The organism is Pseudomonas sp. UW4 (assembly GCF_000316175.1).
Classification (GTDB): Bacteria; Pseudomonadota; Gammaproteobacteria; order Pseudomonadales; family Pseudomonadaceae; genus Aquipseudomonas; species Aquipseudomonas laurylsulfatiphila.
On the sequence record NC_019670.1, the window covers coordinates 5,550,309 to 5,571,038 of the forward strand.

A 20,730-nucleotide genomic window follows, 5' to 3' on the forward strand; every position below is an offset into this window, starting at 1 on the left:
CACTGCCCATAAAAAACCCGCACTTCAGACCGAAGTGCGGGTTTTGTTTTATCAGCTTGCTGCTTGTAGCTGGAGGCTTGCAGCTGCCTTAGAACGGAATATCGTCATCAAAGCTGTCGAAATCCGGAGCCGGTTGCGGTGCGGCCTGTTGAGGGGCCGGACGCTGTGCCTGCTGTTGCGGAGCAGGACGTTGAGCCTGCTGGCGCGGAGCGGATTGCTGGTAGTTACCGCCGCCCTGGCCCTGCTGGTCGCCCTGTGGACGGCCACCCAGCAGTTGCATGGTGCCTTGCATGTCGACCACGATTTCGGTGGTGTAACGCTTGATACCGTCTTTTTCCCACTCGCGGGTCTGCAGCTTGCCTTCGATGTACACCTGCGAACCTTTACGCAGGTATTCGCCGGCGATTTCTGCCACTTTGCCGAACATCGATACACGGTGCCATTCGGTCTTTTCGACTTTCTGGCCGGTTTGCTTGTCGGTCCACTGTTCGCTGGTCGCCAGACTCAGGTTGGTCACGGCGTTACCGTTAGGCAAGTAGCGAACTTCGGGATCCTGGCCGCAAGTGCCGACCAATATGACTTTGTTAACCCCACGGGCCATAACGTTCTCCTAGGCTACGCACGCTGCCCCGGCCGGGTTGTTCACCAGGCGCTCAAGGGTGGTGCGATCCAATAGTTCGGTGTCCAGTTTGATGTAAATCGCCGCCTCTTCCGCGACGATGACTGCATCTGTTACCCCTACGACCGCCTTCAGGCGCTCGACCAGACCCGCTTCGCGGATCGCCTCGGGCGACAACGGCAAGCGCAGGCTTGTGACGTAGGGAGGTTCGCGCATGGTAACAGCAAAGGCCAGCCAGAGGGCAGCCAGACCGGCGCATCCGAGGAATACAACCGACAGACCGCCATGCTGGAACAGCCAGCCACCGAGGATTCCCCCCAGTGCCGAGCCAAGGAACTGGCTGGTGGAATAAACCCCCATCGCCGTGCCCTTGCCACCTGCCGGTGAAACCTTGCTGATCAGCGACGGCAATGAAGCCTCCAGCAGATTGAACGCGGTGAAGAACACCACCGTACCGATCACCAGAGACCGCAAGCTGTCACCGAACTGCCAGAAGAATAGCTCAGTGAGCATCAACGTCACGACGGCGCCGAGTAAAACTCGTTTCATTTTGCGTTTCTTCTCGCCGTAGATAATGAACGGAATCATGGCGAAGAAAGAAATCAGCAGTGCGGTCAGGTACACCCACCAGTGCTGCTCTTTGGGCAACCCGGCTTTCTCGACCAGTGCCAGGGGCAAGGCGACGAAACTGGACATCAACATCGCGTGCAAGACAAAAATGCCCAGGTCCAGGCGCAGCAGATCCGGATGCTTGAGGGTCGGCATCAACGCCTGGCGCGCGACACCGGACTCACGGTGCTGCAACGGGCCGGTGGAGCGCGGCACCATGAACATCACGATCACGATGCCGAACAGCGCCATGCCGCCCGTGGCGAGAAACAGCCCGGACAACCCGAAGGCACGGGTCAACAGCGGGCCGGCCACCATGGCCACCGCAAACGACAGGCCGATGGTCATGCCGATCATGGCCATGGCCTTGGTCCGGTGCTGCTCGCGGGTCAGGTCGGACAGCAAGGCCATGACCGCGGCGGAAATCGCCCCGGCACCCTGCAGGATTCGCCCGGCGATCACGCCCCAGATCGAATCGGCATTGGCGGCCAGCAGACTGCCGAGGGCAAAGACGATCAAGCCCAGGTAAATCACCGGGCGACGGCCGATGCGGTCGGAAATGAACCCGAAAGGAATCTGGAAAACTGCCTGGGTCAGGCCATAAGCACCAATCGCCAGTCCGATCAGGGCCGGCGTGGCTCCGGCCAGATCCATCCCATAGGTCGCCAGTACCGGCAACACCATGAACATGCCAAGCATACGGAAGGCGAACACCAGGGCCAGACCGCTTGCTGCGCGGGTCTCGCTACCACTCATGCGCTCGCTGTGGGGATCGTGCATGGAAAAACCTCATGTGAACCGGCGGCGATTCTACCAGTCCGATCGATTGGCGGGGTATATCGCGACGCTTTGACGCGCATTGCTGACACACTCTTCATGTAAGACAGTAGCCCTCTCGTTTGATAGTGTGCATCCATCCAGTATTTGGCCGTATACTCCTACGTTTTCGACGCCCGCCGAGCGAGGCCACCTTGGACAAGATCCTGATTCGTGGGGCTCGAACCCACAACCTGAAGAACATCGACCTGACCCTGCCACGGGACAAGCTGATCGTCATCACCGGCCTGTCCGGCTCCGGCAAGTCATCCCTGGCTTTCGACACCTTGTACGCCGAAGGCCAGCGCCGCTACGTCGAATCGCTGTCGGCTTATGCCCGGCAGTTCCTGTCGATGATGGAAAAACCCGACGTCGACACCATCGAAGGCCTGTCGCCGGCGATCTCCATCGAACAGAAGTCCACCTCGCACAACCCGCGTTCGACAGTCGGCACCATTACCGAAATCTACGATTACCTGCGCCTGCTGTATGCCCGCGTGGGCATCCCCCGTTGCCCGGACCACGACATTCCGCTGGAAGCGCAGACCGTCAGCCAGATGGTCGACCTGGTCCTCGCCGAACCGGAGGGCAGCAAACTGATGCTGTTGGCCCCGGTCATCCGCGAGCGCAAAGGCGAGCACCTGTCGGTTTTCGAAGAACTGCGCGCACAGGGTTTTGTCCGTGCCCGAATCAATGGCAAGCTTTACGAGCTGGACGAAGCCCCCAAGCTCGACAAGCAGAAAAAACACACCATCGATGTCGTGGTCGACCGTTTCAAGGTTCGCGCCGACCTGCAACAACGCCTGGCCGAATCCTTCGAAACCGCGCTGAAACTGGCGGACGGCATCGCCCTGGTAGCGCCGATGGACGACGAACCGGGTGAAGAGATGATCTTCTCCGCACGCTTCGCCTGCCCGATCTGCGGCCACGCGATCAGCGAGCTTGAACCCAAGCTGTTCTCCTTCAACAACCCGGCCGGCGCCTGCCCGACCTGTGATGGTCTGGGGGTAAAGCAGTTCTTCGACATCAAGCGCCTGGTCAACGGCGAACTGACCCTGGCCGAAGGGGCGATTCGTGGCTGGGACCGGCGTAACGTCTATTACTTCCAGATGCTCGGCTCACTGGCCGCGCACTACAAGTTCAGCCTGGAAGTGCCGTTCAACGAACTGCCCGCCGACCAGCAGAAATTCATCCTGCATGGCAGCGGTTCGCAAAACGTCGATTTCAAATACCTGAACGACCGCGGCGACATCGTCAAACGCTCGCACCCGTTCGAAGGCATCGTGCCGAACCTGGAGCGCCGTTACCGCGAAACAGAATCGGCATCGGTGCGCGAGGAGCTGGCCAAATTCCTCAGCACCCAGTCGTGCCCGGATTGCCGTGGCACCCGTCTGCGGCGTGAAGCGCGGCACGTCTGGGTCGGCGAGAAAACCCTGCCGGCGGTGACCAACCTGCCGATCGGCGATGCGTCCGATTATTTTGGCGGGCTCAAGCTCACCGGTCGGCGTGGCGAAATTGCCGACAAGATCCTCAAGGAAATCCGCGAACGCCTGCAGTTTCTGGTCAACGTCGGCCTCGACTATCTGTCGCTGGACCGCAGTGCCGACACCTTGTCCGGTGGCGAGGCCCAGCGCATTCGCCTGGCCAGCCAGATTGGCGCCGGCCTGGTGGGCGTCCTGTATATCCTAGACGAACCCTCCATCGGCCTGCATCAACGCGATAACGACCGGCTGCTGGGCACCCTCAAGCATCTGCGTGATATCGGCAACACTGTGATCGTGGTCGAGCACGACGAAGACGCGATACGCCTGGCCGACTACGTGGTCGACATCGGCCCGGGCGCCGGCGTGCACGGCGGGCATATCGTCGCCGAAGGCACACCGGCCGAGGTCATGGCGCATCCGGACTCGCTGACGGGCAAATACCTGTCGGGCCGGGTGAAGATCGAAGTCCCGGCCAAACGTACGCCGCGCAACAAGAAGCTGACGCTGTCGCTCAAGGGCGCGCGTGGCAACAACCTGCGCAATGTCGACCTGGAGATTCCGATCGGCCTGCTGACCTGTGTCACGGGCGTATCCGGCTCGGGTAAATCGACGCTGATCAACAACACGCTGTTCCCGTTGAGCGCCACCGCGCTGAACGGCGCAACGACGCTTGAGGCGGCCGCCCACGACAGCATCAAGGGCCTGGAGCACCTGGACAAGGTCGTCGACATCGACCAGAGCCCGATCGGCCGCACACCGCGCTCCAACCCGGCGACCTATACCGGACTGTTCACGCCGATCCGCGAGTTGTTCGCCGGCGTGCCGGAGTCCCGCTCGCGGGGCTACGGCCCGGGGCGCTTCTCCTTCAACGTCAAGGGCGGGCGTTGCGAAGCCTGCCAGGGCGACGGCCTGATCAAGGTCGAAATGCACTTCCTGCCGGACATCTACGTGCCGTGCGACGTGTGCAAGAGCAAGCGCTACAACCGTGAAACCCTGGAGATCAAGTACAAGGGCAAGAGCATCCACGAAACCCTCGAGATGACCATCGAGGAAGCGCGGGTGTTCTTCGATGCCGTACCGGCCCTGGCGCGCAAGCTGCAAACGTTGATGGACGTCGGCCTTTCGTACATCAAGCTGGGGCAATCGGCGACCACGCTCTCCGGAGGTGAAGCCCAGCGGGTGAAGCTGTCTCGCGAATTGTCCAAGCGTGATACCGGCAAGACCCTGTATATCCTCGATGAACCGACCACCGGGCTGCACTTCGCGGATATCCAGCAACTGCTGGACGTGCTGCATCGCCTGCGCGACCACGGCAACACCGTGGTGGTCATCGAGCACAACCTGGACGTGATCAAGACCGCCGACTGGCTGGTGGACCTCGGTCCGGAAGGTGGTTCCAAGGGCGGTCAGATCATCGCCGTCGGTACACCGGAGGAAGTGTCAGAGATGAAGCAATCCCATACCGGCTACTACCTCAAGCCGCTGCTGGAGCGGGACCGGGCTTAACCGGGCGCCATGAAAAAGCCCCTGTCACTTCATCGGTGGCAGGGGCTTTTTTGTATTCGCTGAATCAGGCGTGGGATTGCAGGTAGTTCTCAAGCCCGATCAACTTGATCAGACCCAGCTGCTTTTCGAGCCAGTAAGTGTGATCTTCTTCGGTGTCATGCAATTGAACCCGCAGCATTTCGCGGCTGACGTAGTCCTTGTGCTGCTCGCAGAGCTTGATGCCTTTGCACAGCGCAGCCCGCACCTTGTATTCCAGGCGCAAATCCGCCTCGAGCATCTCGGTCACCGTGGTGCCGACATCGAGATCGTCCGGACGCATGCGCGGAGTACCTTCGAGCATCAGGATCCGGCGCATCAAGGCATCAGCGTGCCCTGCTTCCTCTTCCATCTCGTGGTTGATTCGTTCGTAGAGCTTGGTGAAACCCCAGTCCTCATACATCCGCGAATGGACGAAATATTGATCACGCGCGGCCAGTTCGCCGGTCAGCAACGTGTTGAGGTAATCGATCACATCTGGGTGGCCTTGCATCGCCCTACATCTCCCTGCTTGAAAGTTGTAGTTTGAACCAACATGCCCTTATCGTCACTCGCAAGACGCAATAAAAGCGAAGATATTCTGAGAAAACCAGCTGAAATAACGCAAAAACCGCCCAAACAAGGGCGGTTCTGCTTCTCATTTAGACTTCGTTAAGCTGTACGTTGAGCAGCTTTGCGATTGCTTCTCCATACGCCGGGTCAGCTTTGTAGAAATGTTGCAACTGGCGATCAACCACATCACTCGTCACCCCCGCCATCGCACCGGCGATGTTGCTGACCAGCAGTGATTTCTGCTCTTCAGACATCAAGCGGAACAACGCGCCGGCGTGACTGTAGTAATCAGTATCTTCGCGGTGGTCGTAACGATCGGCGGCACCACTGAGGGCCAATGCAGGCTCTGCATAACGAGGTGCCTGCTTCGGCGATTCCACGTAGCTGTTTGGCTCGTAGTTCGGCGCCGCACCGCCATTGCTGCCAAAGGCCATCGATCCATCGCGCTGATAAGTGTTGACCGGACTGCGCGGAGCGTTGACTGGCAACTGTTGGTGATTGGTGCCGACACGGTAGCGGTGAGCATCCGCGTAGGCAAAGACCCGACCTTGCAGCATACGATCCGGCGACAAACCAACGCCTGGAACCATGTTGCTGGGACCGAACGCCGCCTGCTCGACTTCCGCGAAGTAGTTCTGCGGATTGCGATTGAGCTCCAACTCTCCGACTTCAATCAGTGGAAACTCTTTTTGCGACCAGGTTTTGGTGACATCAAACGGGTTCTCGTAGTGCGCTGCCGCCTGAGACTCGCTCATGATCTGAATGCACACGCGCCATTTCGGGAAATCACCCTGCTCGATGGCATTGAACAAGTCGCGCTGGGCGTAATCCGGATCTGTACCCGCCAGGCGCGCAGCCTCCGCTGGAGCAAGGTTCTTGATCCCTTGTTTGGTCTTGTAGTGCCACTTCACCCAGTGGCGCTCGCCTTTAGCGCTGATGAGGCTGTACGTGTGGCTGCCAAAGCCGTGCATGTGGCGATATCCGTCAGGGATACCGCGGTCGGAAAACAGGATGGTGACCTGGTGCAACGCTTCGGGCGAATGCGACCAGAAGTCCCACATCGCCTGGGCACTTTTCAGGTTGCTTTGCGGCAAACGCTTCTGGGTGTGGATAAAGTCTGGAAACTTCAATGGGTCACGAATGAAGAACACTGGCGTGTTATTGCCGACAATGTCCCAGTTGCCTTCCTCGGTGTAGAACTTCAAGGCAAACCCGCGTGGATCGCGCTCGGTATCGGCCGAACCGCGCTCACCACCCACGGTGGAAAACCGCAGGAAAGTCGGGGTCTGCTTGCCGACCGCCTCAAACAGTTTCGCACTGGTGTATTGAGTGATATCACGCGTCACTGTGAACGTACCGTAGGCACCCGAGCCGTTGGCGTGCACACGGCGCTCGGGGATGTTTTCACGGTTGAAATGGGCAAGCTTCTCGATTAGATGAAAGTCGTCGAGCAGCAGCGGGCCACGAGGGCCAGCAGAACGGGAATTCTGGTTATCGGCAACAGGAGCGCCACTGGCGGTGGTAAGCGTTTTGTTTTGGCTCATGCGATCTTCCTTCCTCTGTCGGTCTTGAACTGCCGGCTATCGGCTGAGAAGGAGTATTGATCATCAATATGACAGCTACAAATTCATTAACTTGCAGACATCGATAGATAAAAACTAATGATCATCCCCATCACATCATGACGATGTGGACAAAGAAGACGCTTGTACAAACGGCGCGTTTCTTACAGGCACAAAAAACCGGGCACTAGGCCCGGTTCCTTGTTTCAGACTGACGTCTTACTCGGCGGATACAGCTTCGCCAGCAGTAGCACGATCAACCAACTCGACGTACGCCATAGGCGCGTTGTCGCCAGCGCGGAAACCGCACTTGAGGATGCGCAGGTAGCCACCCTCACGGGTAGCGTAACGCTTGCCCAGGTCGTTGAAGAGCTTACCAACGATAGCTTTCGAACGAGTACGGTCGAAAGCCAGACGACGGTTAGCAACGCTGTCTGTCTTGGCCAGAGTGATCAGCGGCTCGGCAACGCGGCGCAGTTCTTTGGCTTTTGGCAGAGTCGTTTTGATCAGCTCGTGCTCGAACAGCGACACCGCCATGTTTTGGAACATGGCCTTGCGGTGCGAGCTGGTGCGGCTCAGGTGACGACCACTTTTACGATGACGCATGGTTCATTCCTTACCAAACACTACGTTCGGTGATTACGACGATCAGGCAGTCGCCTTGTCGTCCTTCTTAAGACTTGCAGGCGGCCAGTTGTCGAGGCGCATGCCGAGGGACAGACCGCGGGAGGCCAGAACGTCCTTGATTTCAGTCAAGGATTTCTTGCCCAGGTTCGGAGTCTTCAACAGTTCCACTTCGGTACGCTGAATCAGGTCACCGATGTAGTAAATGTTTTCCGCCTTAAGGCAGTTAGCCGAACGTACAGTCAGTTCCAGATCGTCAACCGGGCGAAGCAGGATCGGATCGATCTCGTCTTCCTGCTCGACAACCACTGGCTCACTGTCACCTTTGAGGTCGACGAACGCAGCCAACTGCTGTTGCAGGATGGTTGCAGCGCGGCGAATAGCCTCTTCAGGATCCAGAGTACCGTTGGTTTCCAGATCAATAACCAGCTTGTCCAGGTTAGTACGCTGCTCGACACGGGCGTTTTCCACCACGTATGCGATACGGCGAACCGGGCTGAACGAAGAGTCAAGCTGCAAGCGACCGATGCTGCGGCTTTCGTCTTCATCGCTCTGACGCGAGTCTGCCGGTTCATAACCACGACCACGAGCTACTACGAGCTTCATGTTCAGGGCGCCGTTAGACGCCAGGTTAGCGATTACGTGATCGGGATTAACGATCTCGACATCATGATCCAGCTGAATATCGGCAGCGGTAACCACCCCCGAACCCTTCTTCGACAAGGTCAGCGTAACTTCGTCACGACCGTGCAGCTTGATAGCCAGACCTTTAAGGTTCAACAGGATTTCAATTACGTCTTCCTGTACACCTTCGATGGCGCTGTACTCGTGGAGCACACCGTCAATCTCGGCCTCGACTACTGCACAGCCGGGCATTGAGGACAACAGGATGCGGCGCAGCGCGTTGCCCAGGGTATGGCCGAAACCACGCTCGAGAGGCTCGAGAGTGATCTTGGCGCGGGTTGGACTGACAACCTGCACATCAATGTGGCGGGGTGTCAGGAACTCATTTACCGAAATCTGCATGGATGCACCTATTTTCTAGCCCTTACTTGGAGTAGAGCTCGACAATCAGGCTTTCGTTGATGTCGGCGGACAGATCACTGCGAGCTGGAACGTTCTTGAAAACGCCCGACTTCTTCTCAGTGTCTACTTCTACCCATTCTACGCGGCCACGTTGGGCACACAGATCGAGAGCTTGGACAATGCGAAGTTGATTTTTTGCTTTCTCGCGAACAGCAACCACGTCACCAGCACGAACCTGGTAGGACGGAACGTTAACGGTCTGACCGTTTACGCTGATCGACTTGTGCGATACCAGCTGACGGGATTCGGCACGAGTCGAACCAAAGCCCATACGGTATACAACGTTGTCCAGACGGCATTCGAGCAGTTGCAGCAGGTTTTCACCGGTTGCACCTTTCTTGCCAGCAGCTTCTTTGTAGTAGCCGCTGAATTGACGCTCGAGAACGCCGTAGATACGACGGACCTTCTGCTTTTCACGCAGTTGGGTGCCGTAGTCGGACTGGCGACCGCGGCGTTGGCCGTGGATACCAGGTGCTGCTTCAATGTTGCACTTCGATTCGATCGCGCGCACGCCGCTCTTCAGGAAGAGATCGGTGCCTTCGCGACGAGCGAGTTTGCATTTTGGACCAATGTAACGAGCCATTCTTTACAATCTCCTGGATTACACGCGGCGCTTCTTCGGCGGACGGCACCCGTTGTGCGGGATTGGCGTCACGTCGGTGATGCTGGCGATCTTGTAGCCACAGCCGTTCAAAGCGCGGACTGCGGATTCACGACCCGGACCTGGACCTTTGACGTTGACGTCGAGGTTTTTCAGGCCGTATTCCAGCGCAGCTTGACCAGCACGTTCAGCAGCTACCTGAGCAGCAAACGGGGTGGACTTGCGGGAACCGCGGAAACCCGAACCACCGGAGGTAGCCCAGGAAAGAGCGTTACCTTGACGGTCGGTGATGGTCACGATGGTGTTGTTAAAAGATGCATGGATGTGGGCGATGCCATCAACCACTGTCTTTTTAACTTTTTTACGAGGACGAGCAGCAGGTTTTGCCATGATTAAATTCCTGTCGATTCGCTGGGGCGATTACTTGCGGATCGGCTTACGCGGACCTTTACGGGTACGCGCGTTGGTCTTGGTACGCTGACCGCGCACTGGAAGACCGCGACGATGACGCAGACCGCGATAGCAACCGAGGTCCATCAAGCGCTTGATTTTCATGTTGATTTCGCGACGCAGGTCACCTTCAGTGGTGAACTTCGCCACTTCGCCACGCAGCTGTTCAATCTGCTCGTCGCTCAGATCTTTGATCTTTGCTGCTGGGTTTACCCCAGTCTCTGCACAAATTTTCTGTGCAGTAGTGCGACCAACACCATAGATGTAGGTCAGCGAGATAACAGTATGCTTGTTATCTGGAATGTTAACGCCTGCAATACGGGCCATTCAGTGGGACTCCAATTGACAGCTACCTACGCCCCGGAAGCCAAGAAATAGGGCGCGAGATAATATCGCTGTAATAACAAATAATCAACCCGGCAGCGCACTAGCTGCCGGGCTTGAAGCACAATCACACTCAGCCTTGGCGCTGTTTGTGACGCGGTTCCGCGCTGCAAATTACTCGAACAACACCTTCGCGGCGAATAATCTTGCAGTTACGGCACAGCTTTTTCACCGATGCACGAACTTTCATCACCAACTCCTCGAACCTTATGGGTCAGCGCAGCATGCCGCTGCCGTAACCCTTCAGGTTGGCTTTCTTCATCAGGGATTCGTACTGGTGCGAAACGAGGTGCGATTGTACTTGGGACATGAAGTCCATCACAACCACGACGACGATCAGCAACGAGGTCCCGCCAAGGTAGAACGGTACGTTCGCTGCAACCACCAGGAACTGGGGCAACAGGCAGACGGCCGTCATGTAAAGAGCACCGAACATGGTCAAGCGAGTCAGAACGCCATCAATGTAGCGCGCAGACTGCTCACCTGGACGGATGCCCGGAATAAAGGCACCGGACTTCTTCAGGTTTTCCGCTACGTCTTTCGGATTGAACATCAACGCCGTATAGAAGAAGCAGAAGAAAATAATCCCTGCACTAAACAGCAGAATATTCAACGGCTGACCAGGAGCGATCGACTGCGAGATGTCCTGCAACCAGCCCATACCTTCAGACTGACCGAACCAGGCACCCAACGAAGCCGGGAACAGCAAAATGCTGCTCGCGAAAATAGCCGGAATAACACCGGCCATGTTCACCTTCAGCGGCAAGTGGCTGGTCTGCGCAGCGAAGACCTTGCGGCCCTGCTGACGCTTGGCGTAGTGAACAGCAATACGACGCTGACCACGCTCAATGAACACCACGAAACCGATAATCGCTACTGCCAGCAAACCGATGGCAACCAGGGCGAAGATGTTGATATCACCCTGACGCGCAGACTCGAAAGACTGCCCGATCGCTCTCGGAAGACCGGCGACGATACCTGCGAAGATCAACATCGAGATACCGTTGCCTACACCACGCTCAGTAATCTGCTCACCCAGCCACATCATGAACATCGCGCCTGCCACAAATGTGGTTACCGCAACGAAATGAAAGCTGAAGTCAGCAGTGAACGAAACGCCCTGCCCCGCCAGACCAATGGACATGCCAATGGCCTGGACGAGAGCGAGGACGACAGTGCCGTAGCGGGTGTACTGGCTTATCTTGCGACGGCCAGCTTCACCTTCCTTCTTCAACTGCTCCAGTTGCGGACTGACGGCGGTCATCAGTTGCATGATGATCGATGCCGAGATGTACGGCATGATCCCCAGTGCAAAGATGCTCATCCGTTCCAGCGCGCCGCCGGAAAACATGTTGAACAAGCTAAGAATGGTCCCCTCATTCTGTCGAAACAGGTCCGCGAGTCGGTCCGGGTTGATACCTGGAACCGGGATGTGTGCGCCTATTCGGTAGACGATAATCGCCAGGAACAGAAAACGCAGACGAGCCCAGAGTTCAGACATACCGCCTTTGCCGAGCGCAGAGAGAGCACCTTGCTTAGCCATTTATTCCTCGAACTTGCCGCCAGCTGCTTCGATAGCCGCACGCGCACCTTTGGTGGCGCCGATTCCCTTGCCGATAGTGACAGCGCGAGTCACTTCACCGGACAGCATGATTTTCACACGCTGTACGTTGACGTTGATCACGTTGGCATCTTTCAGGGACTGCACGGTGACGATGTCGCCTTCCACTTTAGCCAGCTCGGACAGACGCACTTCTGCGCGATCCATGGCTTTCAGGGAAACGAAACCGAACTTCGGCAGGCGACGATGCAGCGGCTGTTGACCGCCTTCAAAGCCTGGAGCAATGGTGCCACCGGAGCGAGAGGTCTGACCTTTGTGACCACGGCCACCAGTCTTACCCAAACCGCTACCGATACCACGGCCCGGACGATGCTTTTCGCGACGGGAACCCGGCGCTGGACTCAGATCATTGAGTTTCATCGATTAACCCTCGACACGCAGCATGTAGTAAGCCTTGTTGATCATCCCGCGATTCTCGGGAGTATCCTGGACTTCTACAGTGTGACCGATGCGACGCAGACCCAGACCCTTAACGCACAGTTTGTGGTTAGGGATGCGGCCGGTCATGCTTTTGATCAGCGTAACTTTAACGGTAGCCATGATCAGAAGATCTCCTTGACGCTTTTGCCACGCTTGGCGGCAATGGATTCAGGAGACTGCATTGCTTTCAAACCCTTGAAAGTGGCGTGAACCACGTTTACCGGGTTAGTCGAGCCGTAGCACTTGGCCAGAACGTTCTGAACGCCAGCAACTTCGAGGACAGCACGCATAGCGCCGCCAGCGATGATACCGGTACCTTCAGAAGCAGGCTGCATGTACACCTTCGAAGCGCCGTGAGCGGACTTCATTGCGTACTGCAGGGTGGTGCCGTTCAGATCAACCTGGATCATGTTGCGGCGAGCAGCTTCCATTGCCTTCTGGATCGCAGCAGGCACTTCACGCGACTTGCCACGGCCGAAGCCAACACGGCCCTTACCATCACCAACCACGGTCAACGCGGTGAAAGTGAAGATACGGCCGCCTTTAACGGTTTTGGCTACGCGGTTAACTTGAACCAGCTTCTCGATGTAGCCTTCGTCGCGCTTTTGGTCGTTATTTGACATAACTTAGAACTCCAGCCCAGCTTCACGAGCAGCATCAGCCAGCGCTTTAACGCGGCCGTGGTACTTGAAGCCAGAGCGGTCGAAAGCCACCTGCGAGACGCCAGCGGCCTTAGCACGCGTAGCGACCAGCTGGCCAACCTTAGTGGCCGCGTCGATGTTGCCGGTGGCACCATCACGCAGTTCTTTATCCAAAGTCGAGGCGCTTGCCAGGACTTTGTTGCCGTCGGCCGAAATGACCTGGGCGTAGATGTGCTGCGAAGAGCGGAACACGCAGAGACGCACGACTTCGAGTTCGTGCATTTTCAGGCGTGCTTTGCGAGCGCGACGCAGTCGAGTAACTTTTTTGTCGGTCATTTGCTATGCCCTACTTCTTCTTGGCTTCTTTACGACGGACGACTTCGTCCGCGTAGCGCACACCTTTGCCTTTGTACGGCTCTGGTGGACGGAAGTCGCGGATCTCGGCGGCCACTTGACCTACCAGCTGCTTGTCGATGCCCTTGATCAGGATATCGGTCTGGCTAGGAGTCTCAGCGGTGATGCCTTCCGGCAGTTCGTAATCCACTGGGTGCGAGAAGCCAAGAGCCAGGTTCAGCACTGTGCCTTTTGCTTGCGCTTTGTAACCAACACCGACCAGCTGGAGCTTGCGCTCGAAGCCTTGGCTTACGCCTTGGACCATGTTGTTTACCAACGCACGAGTGGTACCAGCCATTGCGCGAGTCTGTTGATCGCCATTGCGAGCAGCGAAACGCAGCTCACCAGCTTCTTCAACGATCTCAACGGACGAATGGATGTTCAGTTCGAGAGTGCCCTTGGCACCCTTCACCGAAAGCTGTTGGCCTGCGAATTTTACTTCGACACCGGCTGGCAGCTTAACGGGGTTCTTAGCGACGCGAGACATGCTTATCCCCCCTTAGAACACAGTGCAAAGAACTTCGCCGCCGACACCGGCAGCGCGCGCAGCACGATCAGTCATCACACCCTTGTTGGTGGAGACGATAGACACACCGAGACCGCCACGAACTTTTGGCAGATCATCGACGGACTTGTACTGACGCAGGCCTGGACGGCTAACGCGCTTCACTTCTTCGATAACCGGACGGCCTTCGAAGTACTTCAGCTCGATGGACAGCAGTGGTTTGATTTCGCTGCTGATCTGATAACCCGCAATGTAACCTTCGTCCTTCAGGACTTTGGCAACAGCTACCTTCAACGTGGAAGATGGCATGCTTACGACGGACTTTTCAGCCATCTGGGCATTACGGATACGAGTTAGCATGTCCGCTAACGGGTCCTGCATACTCATGGGCTAGACGCTCCTAATACAAAAAAATTAGCCTTGCGGCTATTACGTGTCGCCGAGAATCTCCGGGCATGAAAAACACGGGCTCAGGCGAGCCGGGTATTCTAGACACACCCCAGAAATGAATCAAGCCCCAAAAGGGGCTTGATTCAGATTCAAGGCCACCGGTGGTCAGGATCTTGCGATCCTGGACACCGAGACTTTGACAGTACTTACCAGCTGGCTTTAACCAGACCCGGTACGTCACCACGCATGGCAGCTTCACGCAGCTTGTTACGGCCGAGGCCGAACTTGCGGTAAACGCCGTGTGGACGACCGGTCAGGCGGCAGCGGTTACGCATGCGCGAAGCGCTTGCGTCACGTGGCTGCTTCTGCAGGGCTACTGTAGCTTCCCAACGCGCTTCTGGACTTGCGTTCAGATCAACGATGATAGCTTTCAGTGCTGCACGCTTCTTGGCGTACTTGGCAACCGTGAGCTGACGCTTCAGCTCGCGGTTTTTCATGCTCATCTTGGCCATGGTCCTACTCCAATCAGTTGCGGAACGGGAATTTGAACGCACGCAGCAGAGCGCGGCCTTCATCATCGTTCTTGGCAGTGGTGGTCAGGGTGATGTCCAGACCGCGGAGAGCATCGATCTTGTCGTAGTCGATTTCCGGGAAGATGATCTGCTCTTTCACGCCCATGCTGTAGTTGCCACGACCATCGAAGGACTTGGCATTCAGGCCGCGGAAGTCGCGAACCCGAGGCAGGGAGATCGACAGCAGACGATCCAGGAACTCGTACATACGCTCACGGCGCAGGGTCACTTTGACGCCGATCGGCCAACCTTCACGGACTTTAAAGCCAGCGATGGATTTGCGAGCGTAGGTCACAACGACTTTCTGGCCGGTGATCTTTTCCAGGTCAGCAACAGCGTGCTCGATGACTTTTTTGTCGCCGATCGCTTCGCCCAGACCCATGTTCAGGGTGATTTTGGTAACGCGCGGAACTTCCATCACGTTCGAAAGCTTAAGTTCTTCCTTAAGTTTCGGAGCGATTTCCTTCCGGTAAATCTCTTTTAGTCGTGCCATGGTCTTCTACCTAGCAGTGTTCAAGCATCAACCGCTTTTTGGGTCGACTTGAAGACACGAATTTTCTTACCGTCTTCTACTTTGAAACCAACGCGGTCAGCCTTGTTGGTTTCGCCGTTGAAGATGGCGACGTTGGAAGCGTGCAGTGGCGCTTCTTTCTCGACGATACCGCCCTGTACGCCCGACATCGGGTTAGGCTTGGTATGACGCTTGACCAGGTTCAGACCACCAACAACCAGACGGTTGTCAGCAAGAACCTTCAGCACCTTACCGCGCTTACCTTTGTCTTTGCCGGCGATCACGATGATCTCGTCGTCACGACGAATCTTTTGCATGTCGGATCTCCTTACAGCACTTCTGGGGCGAGCGAGACGATCTTCATGAACTTCTCAGTACGAAGTTCACGGGTCACTGGCCCAAAGATACGGGTGCCGATCGGCTCTTGCTTGTTGTTCAACAGAACAGCAGCGTTGCCATCAAAGCGGATAATGGAGCCATCAGCACGACGTACGCCGTGACGAGTGCGGACTACAACAGCAGTCATCACTTGGCCTTTTTTCACTTTACCGCGAGGAATTGCTTCCTTGACGGTAACTTTGATGATGTCACCGATACCAGCGTAACGACGATGGGAGCCACCCAGCACCTTGATGCACATAACGCGGCGAGCGCCGCTGTTATCGGCCACATCGAGCATGGATTGAGTCTGAATCATATAATTTCTCCGACCCCTAGTCCTTAGACTTCCACAGCGCGTTCGAGAACATCAACCAGCGCCCAAGACTTGGTCTTGGCCAAAGGACGAGTTTCACGAATAGTGACTTTGTCGCCGATGTGGCACTGATTGGTTTCGTCGTGCGCGTGCAGCTTAGTCGAACGCTTAACGTATTTACCGTAGATCGGGTGCTTAACGCGACGCTCGATCAGAACGGTGATGGTTTTGTCCATCTTGTCGCTGACAACACGGCCAGTCAGCGTACGGACAGTTTTTTCGGCTTCAGCCATGATTACTTACCTGCCTGCTGGTTGAGCACAGTCTTCACGCGAGCGATGTCACGCTTAACTTGCGAGAGCAGATGAGACTGCCCCAACTGGCCAGTTGCTTTCTGCATACGCAGATTGAACTGGTCGCGCAGCAGGCCGAGCAGTTGCTCGTTCAGCTGCTGTGCGGATTTTTCACGAAGTTCATTCGCTTTCATCACATCACCGTCCGTTTAACAAAGGAGGTGGCGAGCGGCAGCTTTGCAGCAGCCAGGGCGAAAGCCTCACGCGCCAGCTCTTCAGAAACACCCTCGATTTCATACAGGACTTTGCCTGGCTGAATCTGGGCAACCCAGTATTCCACGTTACCCTTACCTTTACCCATCCGAACCTCGAGAGGCTTTTTGGAGATCGGCTTGTCCGGGAATACACGGATCCAGATCTTGCCACCACGTTTTACGTGACGGGTCAGTGCACGACGCGCTGACTCGATCTGACGAGCGGTGAGACGACCACGAGCAACAGACTTCAGCGCGAACTCGCCGAAGCTGACTTTGCTACCGCGCAATGCCAGGCCACGGTTGTGACCAGTCATTTGCTTGCGGAACTTCGTACGCTTTGGTTGCAACATTTGGCGTACCCCTTACTTAGCAGCTTTTTTACGAGGCGCTGGTGCTTGTGGTTTCAGTTCTTCTTGGCGACCACCAATTACTTCGCCTTTGAAGATCCAAACCTTTACACCGATCACACCGTAAGTGGTGTGAGCTTCGTAGTTGGCATAGTCGATGTCGGCACGCAGGGTGTGCAATGGCACACGACCTTCGCGATACCATTCAGTACGTGCGATTTCAGCACCGCCGAGACGACCGCTCACTTGGATTTTGATGCCTTTGGCACCAATGCGCATGGCGTTCTGTACGGCGCGCTTCATAGCACGACGGAACATTACGCGACGCTCCAGCTGCTGAGCTACGCTCTGCGCAACCAGCATACCGTCGAGCTCCGGCTTGCGGATCTCTTCGATATTGATGTGCACAGGCACACCCATTTGCTTGGTCAGGTCCTGACGCAGTTTCTCAACATCTTCACCTTTCTTCCCGATAACGATACCTGGACGAGCGGTGTGGATGGTGATGCGTGCAGTTTGGGCCGGACGATGGATATCGATACGGCTTACGGACGCGCTTTTTAGTTTGTCTTGGAGGTACTCACGCACATTCAGATCTGCGAGCAAATAGTCCGCATAAGTCCGACCGTCTGCGTACCAGACGGAGGTGTGCTCCTTGACGATTCCCAGGCGAATGCCAATGGGATGTACTTTCTGACCCATCTCTTCGACTCCGTTACTTGTCAGCAACCTTGACAGTGATATGGCAAGACCGCTTGACGATGCGATCAGCACGGCCTTTGGCACGTGGCATGATGCGCTTCAGCGAACGCCCTTCGTTGACGAAAACGGTGCTGACCTTCAGGTCATCAACGTCTGCGCCTTCGTTATGCTCGGCGTTGGCTACGGCCGACTCCAGCACTTTCTTCATGATCTCGGCGGCTTTCTTACTGCTGAAAGCCAACAGGTTGAGCGCTTCGCCCACCTTCTTCCCGCGGATCTGGTCGGCGACCAAGCGGGCTTTCTGGGCGGAGATTCGAGCGCCCGACAACTTAGCGGCTACTTCCATTTCCTAACCCCTTAACGCTTGGCTTTCTTGTCTGCCACGTGCCCGCGATAAGTGCGGGTACCGGCGAACTCGCCCAGTTTGTGGCCGACCATGTCTTCGTTCACGAGAACTGGGACGTGCTGACGACCGTTGTGTACTGCGATGGTCAGACCGACCATTTGTGGCAGGATCATCGAACGACGCGACCAGGTTTTCACCGGTTTGCGATCGTTCTTTTCCGCCGCCACTTCGATCTTCTTCAGTAGGTGAAGATCGATAAAAGGACCTTTTTTCAGAGAACGTGGCACTGTCGTATCCCTCTATTTACTTGCGACGACGGACGATCATTTTGTCGGTACGCTTATTACCACGAGTCTTCGCGCCCTTAGTCGGGAAGCCCCATGGCGATACCGGATGACGACCACCAGAGGTACGACCTTCACCACCACCATGTGGGTGGTCAACCGGGTTCATGGCAACACCACGAACGGTTGGGCGAACGCCACGCCAGCGTTTGGCACCGGCTTTACCCAGCGAACGCAGGCTGTGCTCGGAGTTCGAGACTTCGCCCAGGGTCGCACGGCATTCAGCCAGGACTTTACGCATTTCACCGGAACGCAGACGCAGGGTAACGTACACGCCTTCACGAGCGATCAGCTGAGCCGAAGCACCAGCGGAACGAGCGATCTGTGCGCCTTTACCTGGCTTCAGTTCGATGCCGTGTACGGTAGAACCGACTGGAATGTTGCGCAGTTGCAGAGCGTTGCCTGGCTTGATTGGAGCCAGAGCGCCTGCGATCAGCTGGTCGCCAGCACTCACGCCTTTAGGGGCGATGATGTAGCGGCGCTCGCCGTCTGCGTAGCAGAGCAGTGCGATGTGAGCAGTACGGTTTGGATCGTATTCGATACGCTCGACAGTGGCGACGATGCCATCTTTGTCGTTGCGACGGAAATCGACCATACGGTAATGCTGCTTATGACCACCACCGATGTGACGAGTGGTAATACGGCCATTGTTGTTACGACCACCAGTCTTCGATTTCTTCTCGAGCAGCGGTGCGTGAGGAGCGCCTTTATGCAGCTCCTGGTTGACCACCTTGACCACAAAACGGCGGCCAGGGGAAGTCGGTTTGCATTTAACGATTGCCATGATGCACCCCTTCCTTACTCAGCACTGCTGCTGAAATCGAGATCTTGGCCTGGCTGAAGGGAGATAACTGCCTTCTTCCAGTCATTACGCTTGCCCAGACCGCGAGCAGTGCGCTTGCTCTTACCCAGAACATTCAGGGTAGTTACACGCTCTACTTTCACGCTGAACAGGCTTTCGACGGCCTTCTTGATTTCCAGCTTGGTTGCGTCAGTAGCAACCTTGAAAACGAACTGGCCTTTCTTGTCTGCCAGAACCGTAGCCTTCTCGGAAACGTGCGGGCCAAGCAGAACTTTAAATACGCGTTCCTGGTTCATCCCAGCAGCTCCTCGAATTTCTTCACGGCCGACACGGTGATCAACACCTTGTCGTATGCGATCAGACTAACTGGATCGGAACCTTGCACGTCACGTACATCTACGTGTGGCAGGTTACGAGCAGCCAGGTACAGGTTCTGATCAACAGCGTCCGACACGATCAGAACGTCGGTCAGGCTCATGTTGTTCAGTTTGCCCAGCAGGTCTTTGGTTTTCGGCGTTTCAACGGCGAAATCCTGAACCACGACCAGACGATCAGTACGCACCAGCTCAGCAAGGATGGAGCGCATTGCTGCGCGGTACATCTTCTTGTTCAGCTTCTGGGAGTGATCCTGAGGACGAGCTGCGAAAGTGGTACCGCCGCCACGCCAGATTGGGCTACGGATAGTACCGGCACGAGCACGGCCAGTACCTTTCTGACGCCATGGGCGCTTGCCACCACCACGAACGTCGGAACGGGTCTTTTGCTGCTTGGAACCCTGACGGCCGCCGGCCATGTAGGCCACGACTGCTTGGTGAACCAGCGTCTCGTTGAATTCGCCGCCAAATGTCAGTTCGGAAACTTCGATCGCTTGAGCGTCATTTACATTTAATTGCATGTCAGCTTCCCCTTAACCGCGAGCCTTGGCTGCTGGACGTACAACCAAGTTGCCGCCAGTAGCGCCAGGAACAGCGCCCTTGACCAACAACAGATTGCGTTCAGCGTCCACGCGCACTACTTCGAGGGACTGCACGGTCACGCGCTCAGCGCCCATATGACCGGACATTTTTTTGCCCTTGAATACACGACCAGGAGTCTGGCACTGGCCGATAGAGCCTGGAACGCGGTGGGATACGGAGTTACCGTGGGTGTTATCTTGCCCGCGGAAATTCCAACGCTTGATCGTACCCTGGAAGCCTTTACCCTTGGACTGACCGGTTACATCAACCAGTTGACCAGCGGCGAAGATTTCAGCGTTGATCAGATCGCCGGCCTGGTACTCGCCTTCTTCAAGGCGGAATTCCATTACGGTACGACCAGCGGCAACGTTCGCTTTAGCGAAGTGGCCAGCCTGAGCTGCTGTTACACGCGAAGCACGACGCTCGCCGACAGTGACTTGCACTGCACGATAGCCATCGGTCTCTTCAGTTTTGAACTGGGTGACGCGATTCGGCTCGATCTCAATGACCGTGACCGGAATGGAGACACCTTCTTCGGTGAAAATACGGGTCATACCGCATTTACGACCGACTACACCAATAGTCATGTTGTAAACCTCATGAGTGT

General features: G+C 56.4%; 32 protein-coding genes. 1 reads left to right on the forward strand and 31 read right to left on the reverse strand.

Features of this window, described 5'->3' with window-relative positions; translation table 11 throughout:
- Positions 1 to 88 precede the first annotated feature (88 nt).
- Both PPUTUW4_RS24625 and PPUTUW4_RS24630 read right to left on the reverse strand, forming a co-directional pair.
- Positions 89 to 601, reverse strand: coding sequence for a single-stranded DNA-binding protein (locus PPUTUW4_RS24625; RefSeq protein WP_015097031.1), 513 nt, complete (start codon positions 599 to 601; stop codon positions 89 to 91).
- A 9-nt stretch (positions 602 to 610) separates the two neighbouring features.
- Positions 611 to 2,008, reverse strand: a complete 1,398-nt coding sequence (locus tag PPUTUW4_RS24630) for an MFS transporter (protein WP_015097032.1) — start codon at positions 2,006 to 2,008, stop codon at positions 611 to 613.
- A gap of 191 nt (positions 2,009 to 2,199) precedes the next feature.
- On the opposite strand from PPUTUW4_RS24630, the gene uvrA reads away from it, so the two are divergent.
- A complete protein-coding gene (gene uvrA / locus PPUTUW4_RS24635; protein WP_015097033.1) occupies positions 2,200 to 5,034 on the forward strand; it encodes an excinuclease ABC subunit UvrA in 2,835 nt (944 codons plus the stop codon).
- Positions 5,035 to 5,098: 64 nt separating this feature from the next.
- On the opposite strand, the gene bfr is transcribed toward uvrA, so the two are convergent.
- The 29 genes from bfr to rplC form a co-directional block, all read right to left on the reverse strand.
- Positions 5,099 to 5,563 carry a bacterioferritin gene (gene bfr, locus PPUTUW4_RS24640; RefSeq protein WP_007970123.1) on the reverse strand — a complete coding sequence of 155 codons (465 nt, stop codon included), beginning with the start codon at positions 5,561 to 5,563 and terminating at the stop codon, positions 5,099 to 5,101.
- Positions 5,564 to 5,711: 148 nt separating this feature from the next.
- Positions 5,712 to 7,166: a catalase gene (locus PPUTUW4_RS24645; protein ID WP_015097034.1), complete on the reverse strand. Its 1,455-nt coding sequence runs from the start codon at positions 7,164 to 7,166 to the stop codon at positions 5,712 to 5,714.
- A 237-nt stretch (positions 7,167 to 7,403) separates the two neighbouring features.
- Positions 7,404 to 7,790, reverse strand: coding sequence for a 50S ribosomal protein L17 (gene rplQ / locus PPUTUW4_RS24650; protein ID WP_007970429.1), 387 nt, complete (start codon positions 7,788 to 7,790; stop codon positions 7,404 to 7,406).
- Positions 7,791 to 7,832: 42 nt separating this feature from the next.
- On the reverse strand, positions 7,833 to 8,834 hold the full coding sequence (gene rpoA, locus PPUTUW4_RS24655) for a DNA-directed RNA polymerase subunit alpha (RefSeq protein ID WP_007970428.1): 1,002 nt from the start codon (positions 8,832 to 8,834) through the stop codon (positions 7,833 to 7,835).
- 22 nt (positions 8,835 to 8,856) lie between these two features.
- Positions 8,857 to 9,477 (reverse strand): 30S ribosomal protein S4, encoded by a 621-nt coding sequence (rpsD, locus tag PPUTUW4_RS24660; RefSeq protein WP_003176404.1) that lies wholly within the window; start codon positions 9,475 to 9,477, stop codon positions 8,857 to 8,859.
- Positions 9,478 to 9,495: 18 nt separating this feature from the next.
- Positions 9,496 to 9,885: a 30S ribosomal protein S11 gene (gene rpsK / locus PPUTUW4_RS24665; RefSeq protein ID WP_002555466.1), complete on the reverse strand. Its 390-nt coding sequence runs from the start codon at positions 9,883 to 9,885 to the stop codon at positions 9,496 to 9,498.
- A gap of 30 nt (positions 9,886 to 9,915) precedes the next feature.
- Positions 9,916 to 10,272: a 30S ribosomal protein S13 gene (gene rpsM, locus PPUTUW4_RS24670; protein ID WP_009045849.1), complete on the reverse strand. Its 357-nt coding sequence runs from the start codon at positions 10,270 to 10,272 to the stop codon at positions 9,916 to 9,918.
- Positions 10,273 to 10,402: 130 nt separating this feature from the next.
- Positions 10,403 to 10,519, reverse strand: coding sequence for a 50S ribosomal protein L36 (gene rpmJ / locus PPUTUW4_RS28675; protein WP_002555468.1), 117 nt, complete (start codon positions 10,517 to 10,519; stop codon positions 10,403 to 10,405).
- 24 nt (positions 10,520 to 10,543) lie between these two features.
- Positions 10,544 to 11,872: a preprotein translocase subunit SecY gene (gene secY / locus PPUTUW4_RS24675; RefSeq protein WP_015097035.1), complete on the reverse strand. Its 1,329-nt coding sequence runs from the start codon at positions 11,870 to 11,872 to the stop codon at positions 10,544 to 10,546.
- Positions 11,873 to 12,310 (reverse strand): 50S ribosomal protein L15, encoded by a 438-nt coding sequence (gene rplO, locus PPUTUW4_RS24680; RefSeq protein WP_003228720.1) that lies wholly within the window; start codon positions 12,308 to 12,310, stop codon positions 11,873 to 11,875.
- Positions 12,311 to 12,313: 3 nt separating this feature from the next.
- A complete protein-coding gene (rpmD, locus tag PPUTUW4_RS24685) occupies positions 12,314 to 12,490 on the reverse strand; it encodes a 50S ribosomal protein L30 (protein ID WP_003176408.1) in 177 nt (58 codons plus the stop codon).
- Positions 12,491 to 12,492: 2 nt separating this feature from the next.
- On the reverse strand, positions 12,493 to 12,993 hold the full coding sequence (gene rpsE, locus PPUTUW4_RS24690; RefSeq protein ID WP_003186035.1) for a 30S ribosomal protein S5: 501 nt from the start codon (positions 12,991 to 12,993) through the stop codon (positions 12,493 to 12,495).
- Between the two features lie 3 nt (positions 12,994 to 12,996).
- Positions 12,997 to 13,347 carry a 50S ribosomal protein L18 gene (gene rplR, locus PPUTUW4_RS24695; protein WP_003186037.1) on the reverse strand — a complete coding sequence of 117 codons (351 nt, stop codon included), beginning with the start codon at positions 13,345 to 13,347 and terminating at the stop codon, positions 12,997 to 12,999.
- Between the two features lie 10 nt (positions 13,348 to 13,357).
- Positions 13,358 to 13,891, reverse strand: coding sequence for a 50S ribosomal protein L6 (gene rplF / locus PPUTUW4_RS24700; RefSeq protein WP_003176412.1), 534 nt, complete (start codon positions 13,889 to 13,891; stop codon positions 13,358 to 13,360).
- A gap of 12 nt (positions 13,892 to 13,903) precedes the next feature.
- Entirely contained in the window at positions 13,904 to 14,296 is a 393-nt protein-coding gene (rpsH, locus tag PPUTUW4_RS24705; protein WP_003186040.1) for a 30S ribosomal protein S8, read from the reverse strand.
- A gap of 209 nt (positions 14,297 to 14,505) precedes the next feature.
- Complete coding sequence (rpsN, locus tag PPUTUW4_RS24710) at positions 14,506 to 14,811, reverse strand: 30S ribosomal protein S14 (protein WP_003176414.1); 306 nt, start codon at positions 14,809 to 14,811, stop codon at positions 14,506 to 14,508.
- Between the two features lie 13 nt (positions 14,812 to 14,824).
- Positions 14,825 to 15,364 (reverse strand): 50S ribosomal protein L5, encoded by a 540-nt coding sequence (gene rplE / locus PPUTUW4_RS24715; RefSeq protein ID WP_003210069.1) that lies wholly within the window; start codon positions 15,362 to 15,364, stop codon positions 14,825 to 14,827.
- 20 nt (positions 15,365 to 15,384) lie between these two features.
- Entirely contained in the window at positions 15,385 to 15,699 is a 315-nt protein-coding gene (rplX, locus tag PPUTUW4_RS24720; protein WP_003186046.1) for a 50S ribosomal protein L24, read from the reverse strand.
- Between the two features lie 11 nt (positions 15,700 to 15,710).
- Positions 15,711 to 16,079: a 50S ribosomal protein L14 gene (rplN, locus tag PPUTUW4_RS24725; protein ID WP_002555479.1), complete on the reverse strand. Its 369-nt coding sequence runs from the start codon at positions 16,077 to 16,079 to the stop codon at positions 15,711 to 15,713.
- A 23-nt stretch (positions 16,080 to 16,102) separates the two neighbouring features.
- Entirely contained in the window at positions 16,103 to 16,369 is a 267-nt protein-coding gene (gene rpsQ / locus PPUTUW4_RS24730) for a 30S ribosomal protein S17 (protein WP_003176419.1), read from the reverse strand.
- 2 nt (positions 16,370 to 16,371) lie between these two features.
- Positions 16,372 to 16,563 (reverse strand): 50S ribosomal protein L29, encoded by a 192-nt coding sequence (gene rpmC, locus PPUTUW4_RS24735; protein WP_002555481.1) that lies wholly within the window; start codon positions 16,561 to 16,563, stop codon positions 16,372 to 16,374.
- On the reverse strand, positions 16,563 to 16,976 hold the full coding sequence (rplP, locus tag PPUTUW4_RS24740; protein ID WP_003228729.1) for a 50S ribosomal protein L16: 414 nt from the start codon (positions 16,974 to 16,976) through the stop codon (positions 16,563 to 16,565). The genes rpmC and rplP overlap by 1 nt, the downstream gene beginning before the upstream one ends.
- Positions 16,977 to 16,988: 12 nt before the next feature.
- Entirely contained in the window at positions 16,989 to 17,675 is a 687-nt protein-coding gene (gene rpsC, locus PPUTUW4_RS24745; RefSeq protein WP_007970424.1) for a 30S ribosomal protein S3, read from the reverse strand.
- Positions 17,676 to 17,688: 13 nt separating this feature from the next.
- A complete protein-coding gene (rplV, locus tag PPUTUW4_RS24750; protein ID WP_003103908.1) occupies positions 17,689 to 18,021 on the reverse strand; it encodes a 50S ribosomal protein L22 in 333 nt (110 codons plus the stop codon).
- An 11-nt stretch (positions 18,022 to 18,032) separates the two neighbouring features.
- Positions 18,033 to 18,308, reverse strand: a complete 276-nt coding sequence (gene rpsS / locus PPUTUW4_RS24755; RefSeq protein ID WP_002555486.1) for a 30S ribosomal protein S19 — start codon at positions 18,306 to 18,308, stop codon at positions 18,033 to 18,035.
- A gap of 16 nt (positions 18,309 to 18,324) precedes the next feature.
- Positions 18,325 to 19,149, reverse strand: a complete 825-nt coding sequence (gene rplB / locus PPUTUW4_RS24760) for a 50S ribosomal protein L2 (protein ID WP_003228734.1) — start codon at positions 19,147 to 19,149, stop codon at positions 18,325 to 18,327.
- A gap of 14 nt (positions 19,150 to 19,163) precedes the next feature.
- Positions 19,164 to 19,463 carry a 50S ribosomal protein L23 gene (rplW, locus tag PPUTUW4_RS24765; protein WP_002555488.1) on the reverse strand — a complete coding sequence of 100 codons (300 nt, stop codon included), beginning with the start codon at positions 19,461 to 19,463 and terminating at the stop codon, positions 19,164 to 19,166.
- On the reverse strand, positions 19,460 to 20,062 hold the full coding sequence (gene rplD / locus PPUTUW4_RS24770) for a 50S ribosomal protein L4 (RefSeq protein ID WP_003228735.1): 603 nt from the start codon (positions 20,060 to 20,062) through the stop codon (positions 19,460 to 19,462). The genes rplW and rplD overlap by 4 nt, the downstream gene beginning before the upstream one ends.
- Before the next feature lie 12 nt (positions 20,063 to 20,074).
- A complete protein-coding gene (gene rplC, locus PPUTUW4_RS24775) occupies positions 20,075 to 20,710 on the reverse strand; it encodes a 50S ribosomal protein L3 (protein ID WP_003186059.1) in 636 nt (211 codons plus the stop codon).
- Positions 20,711 to 20,730 lie beyond the last annotated feature (20 nt).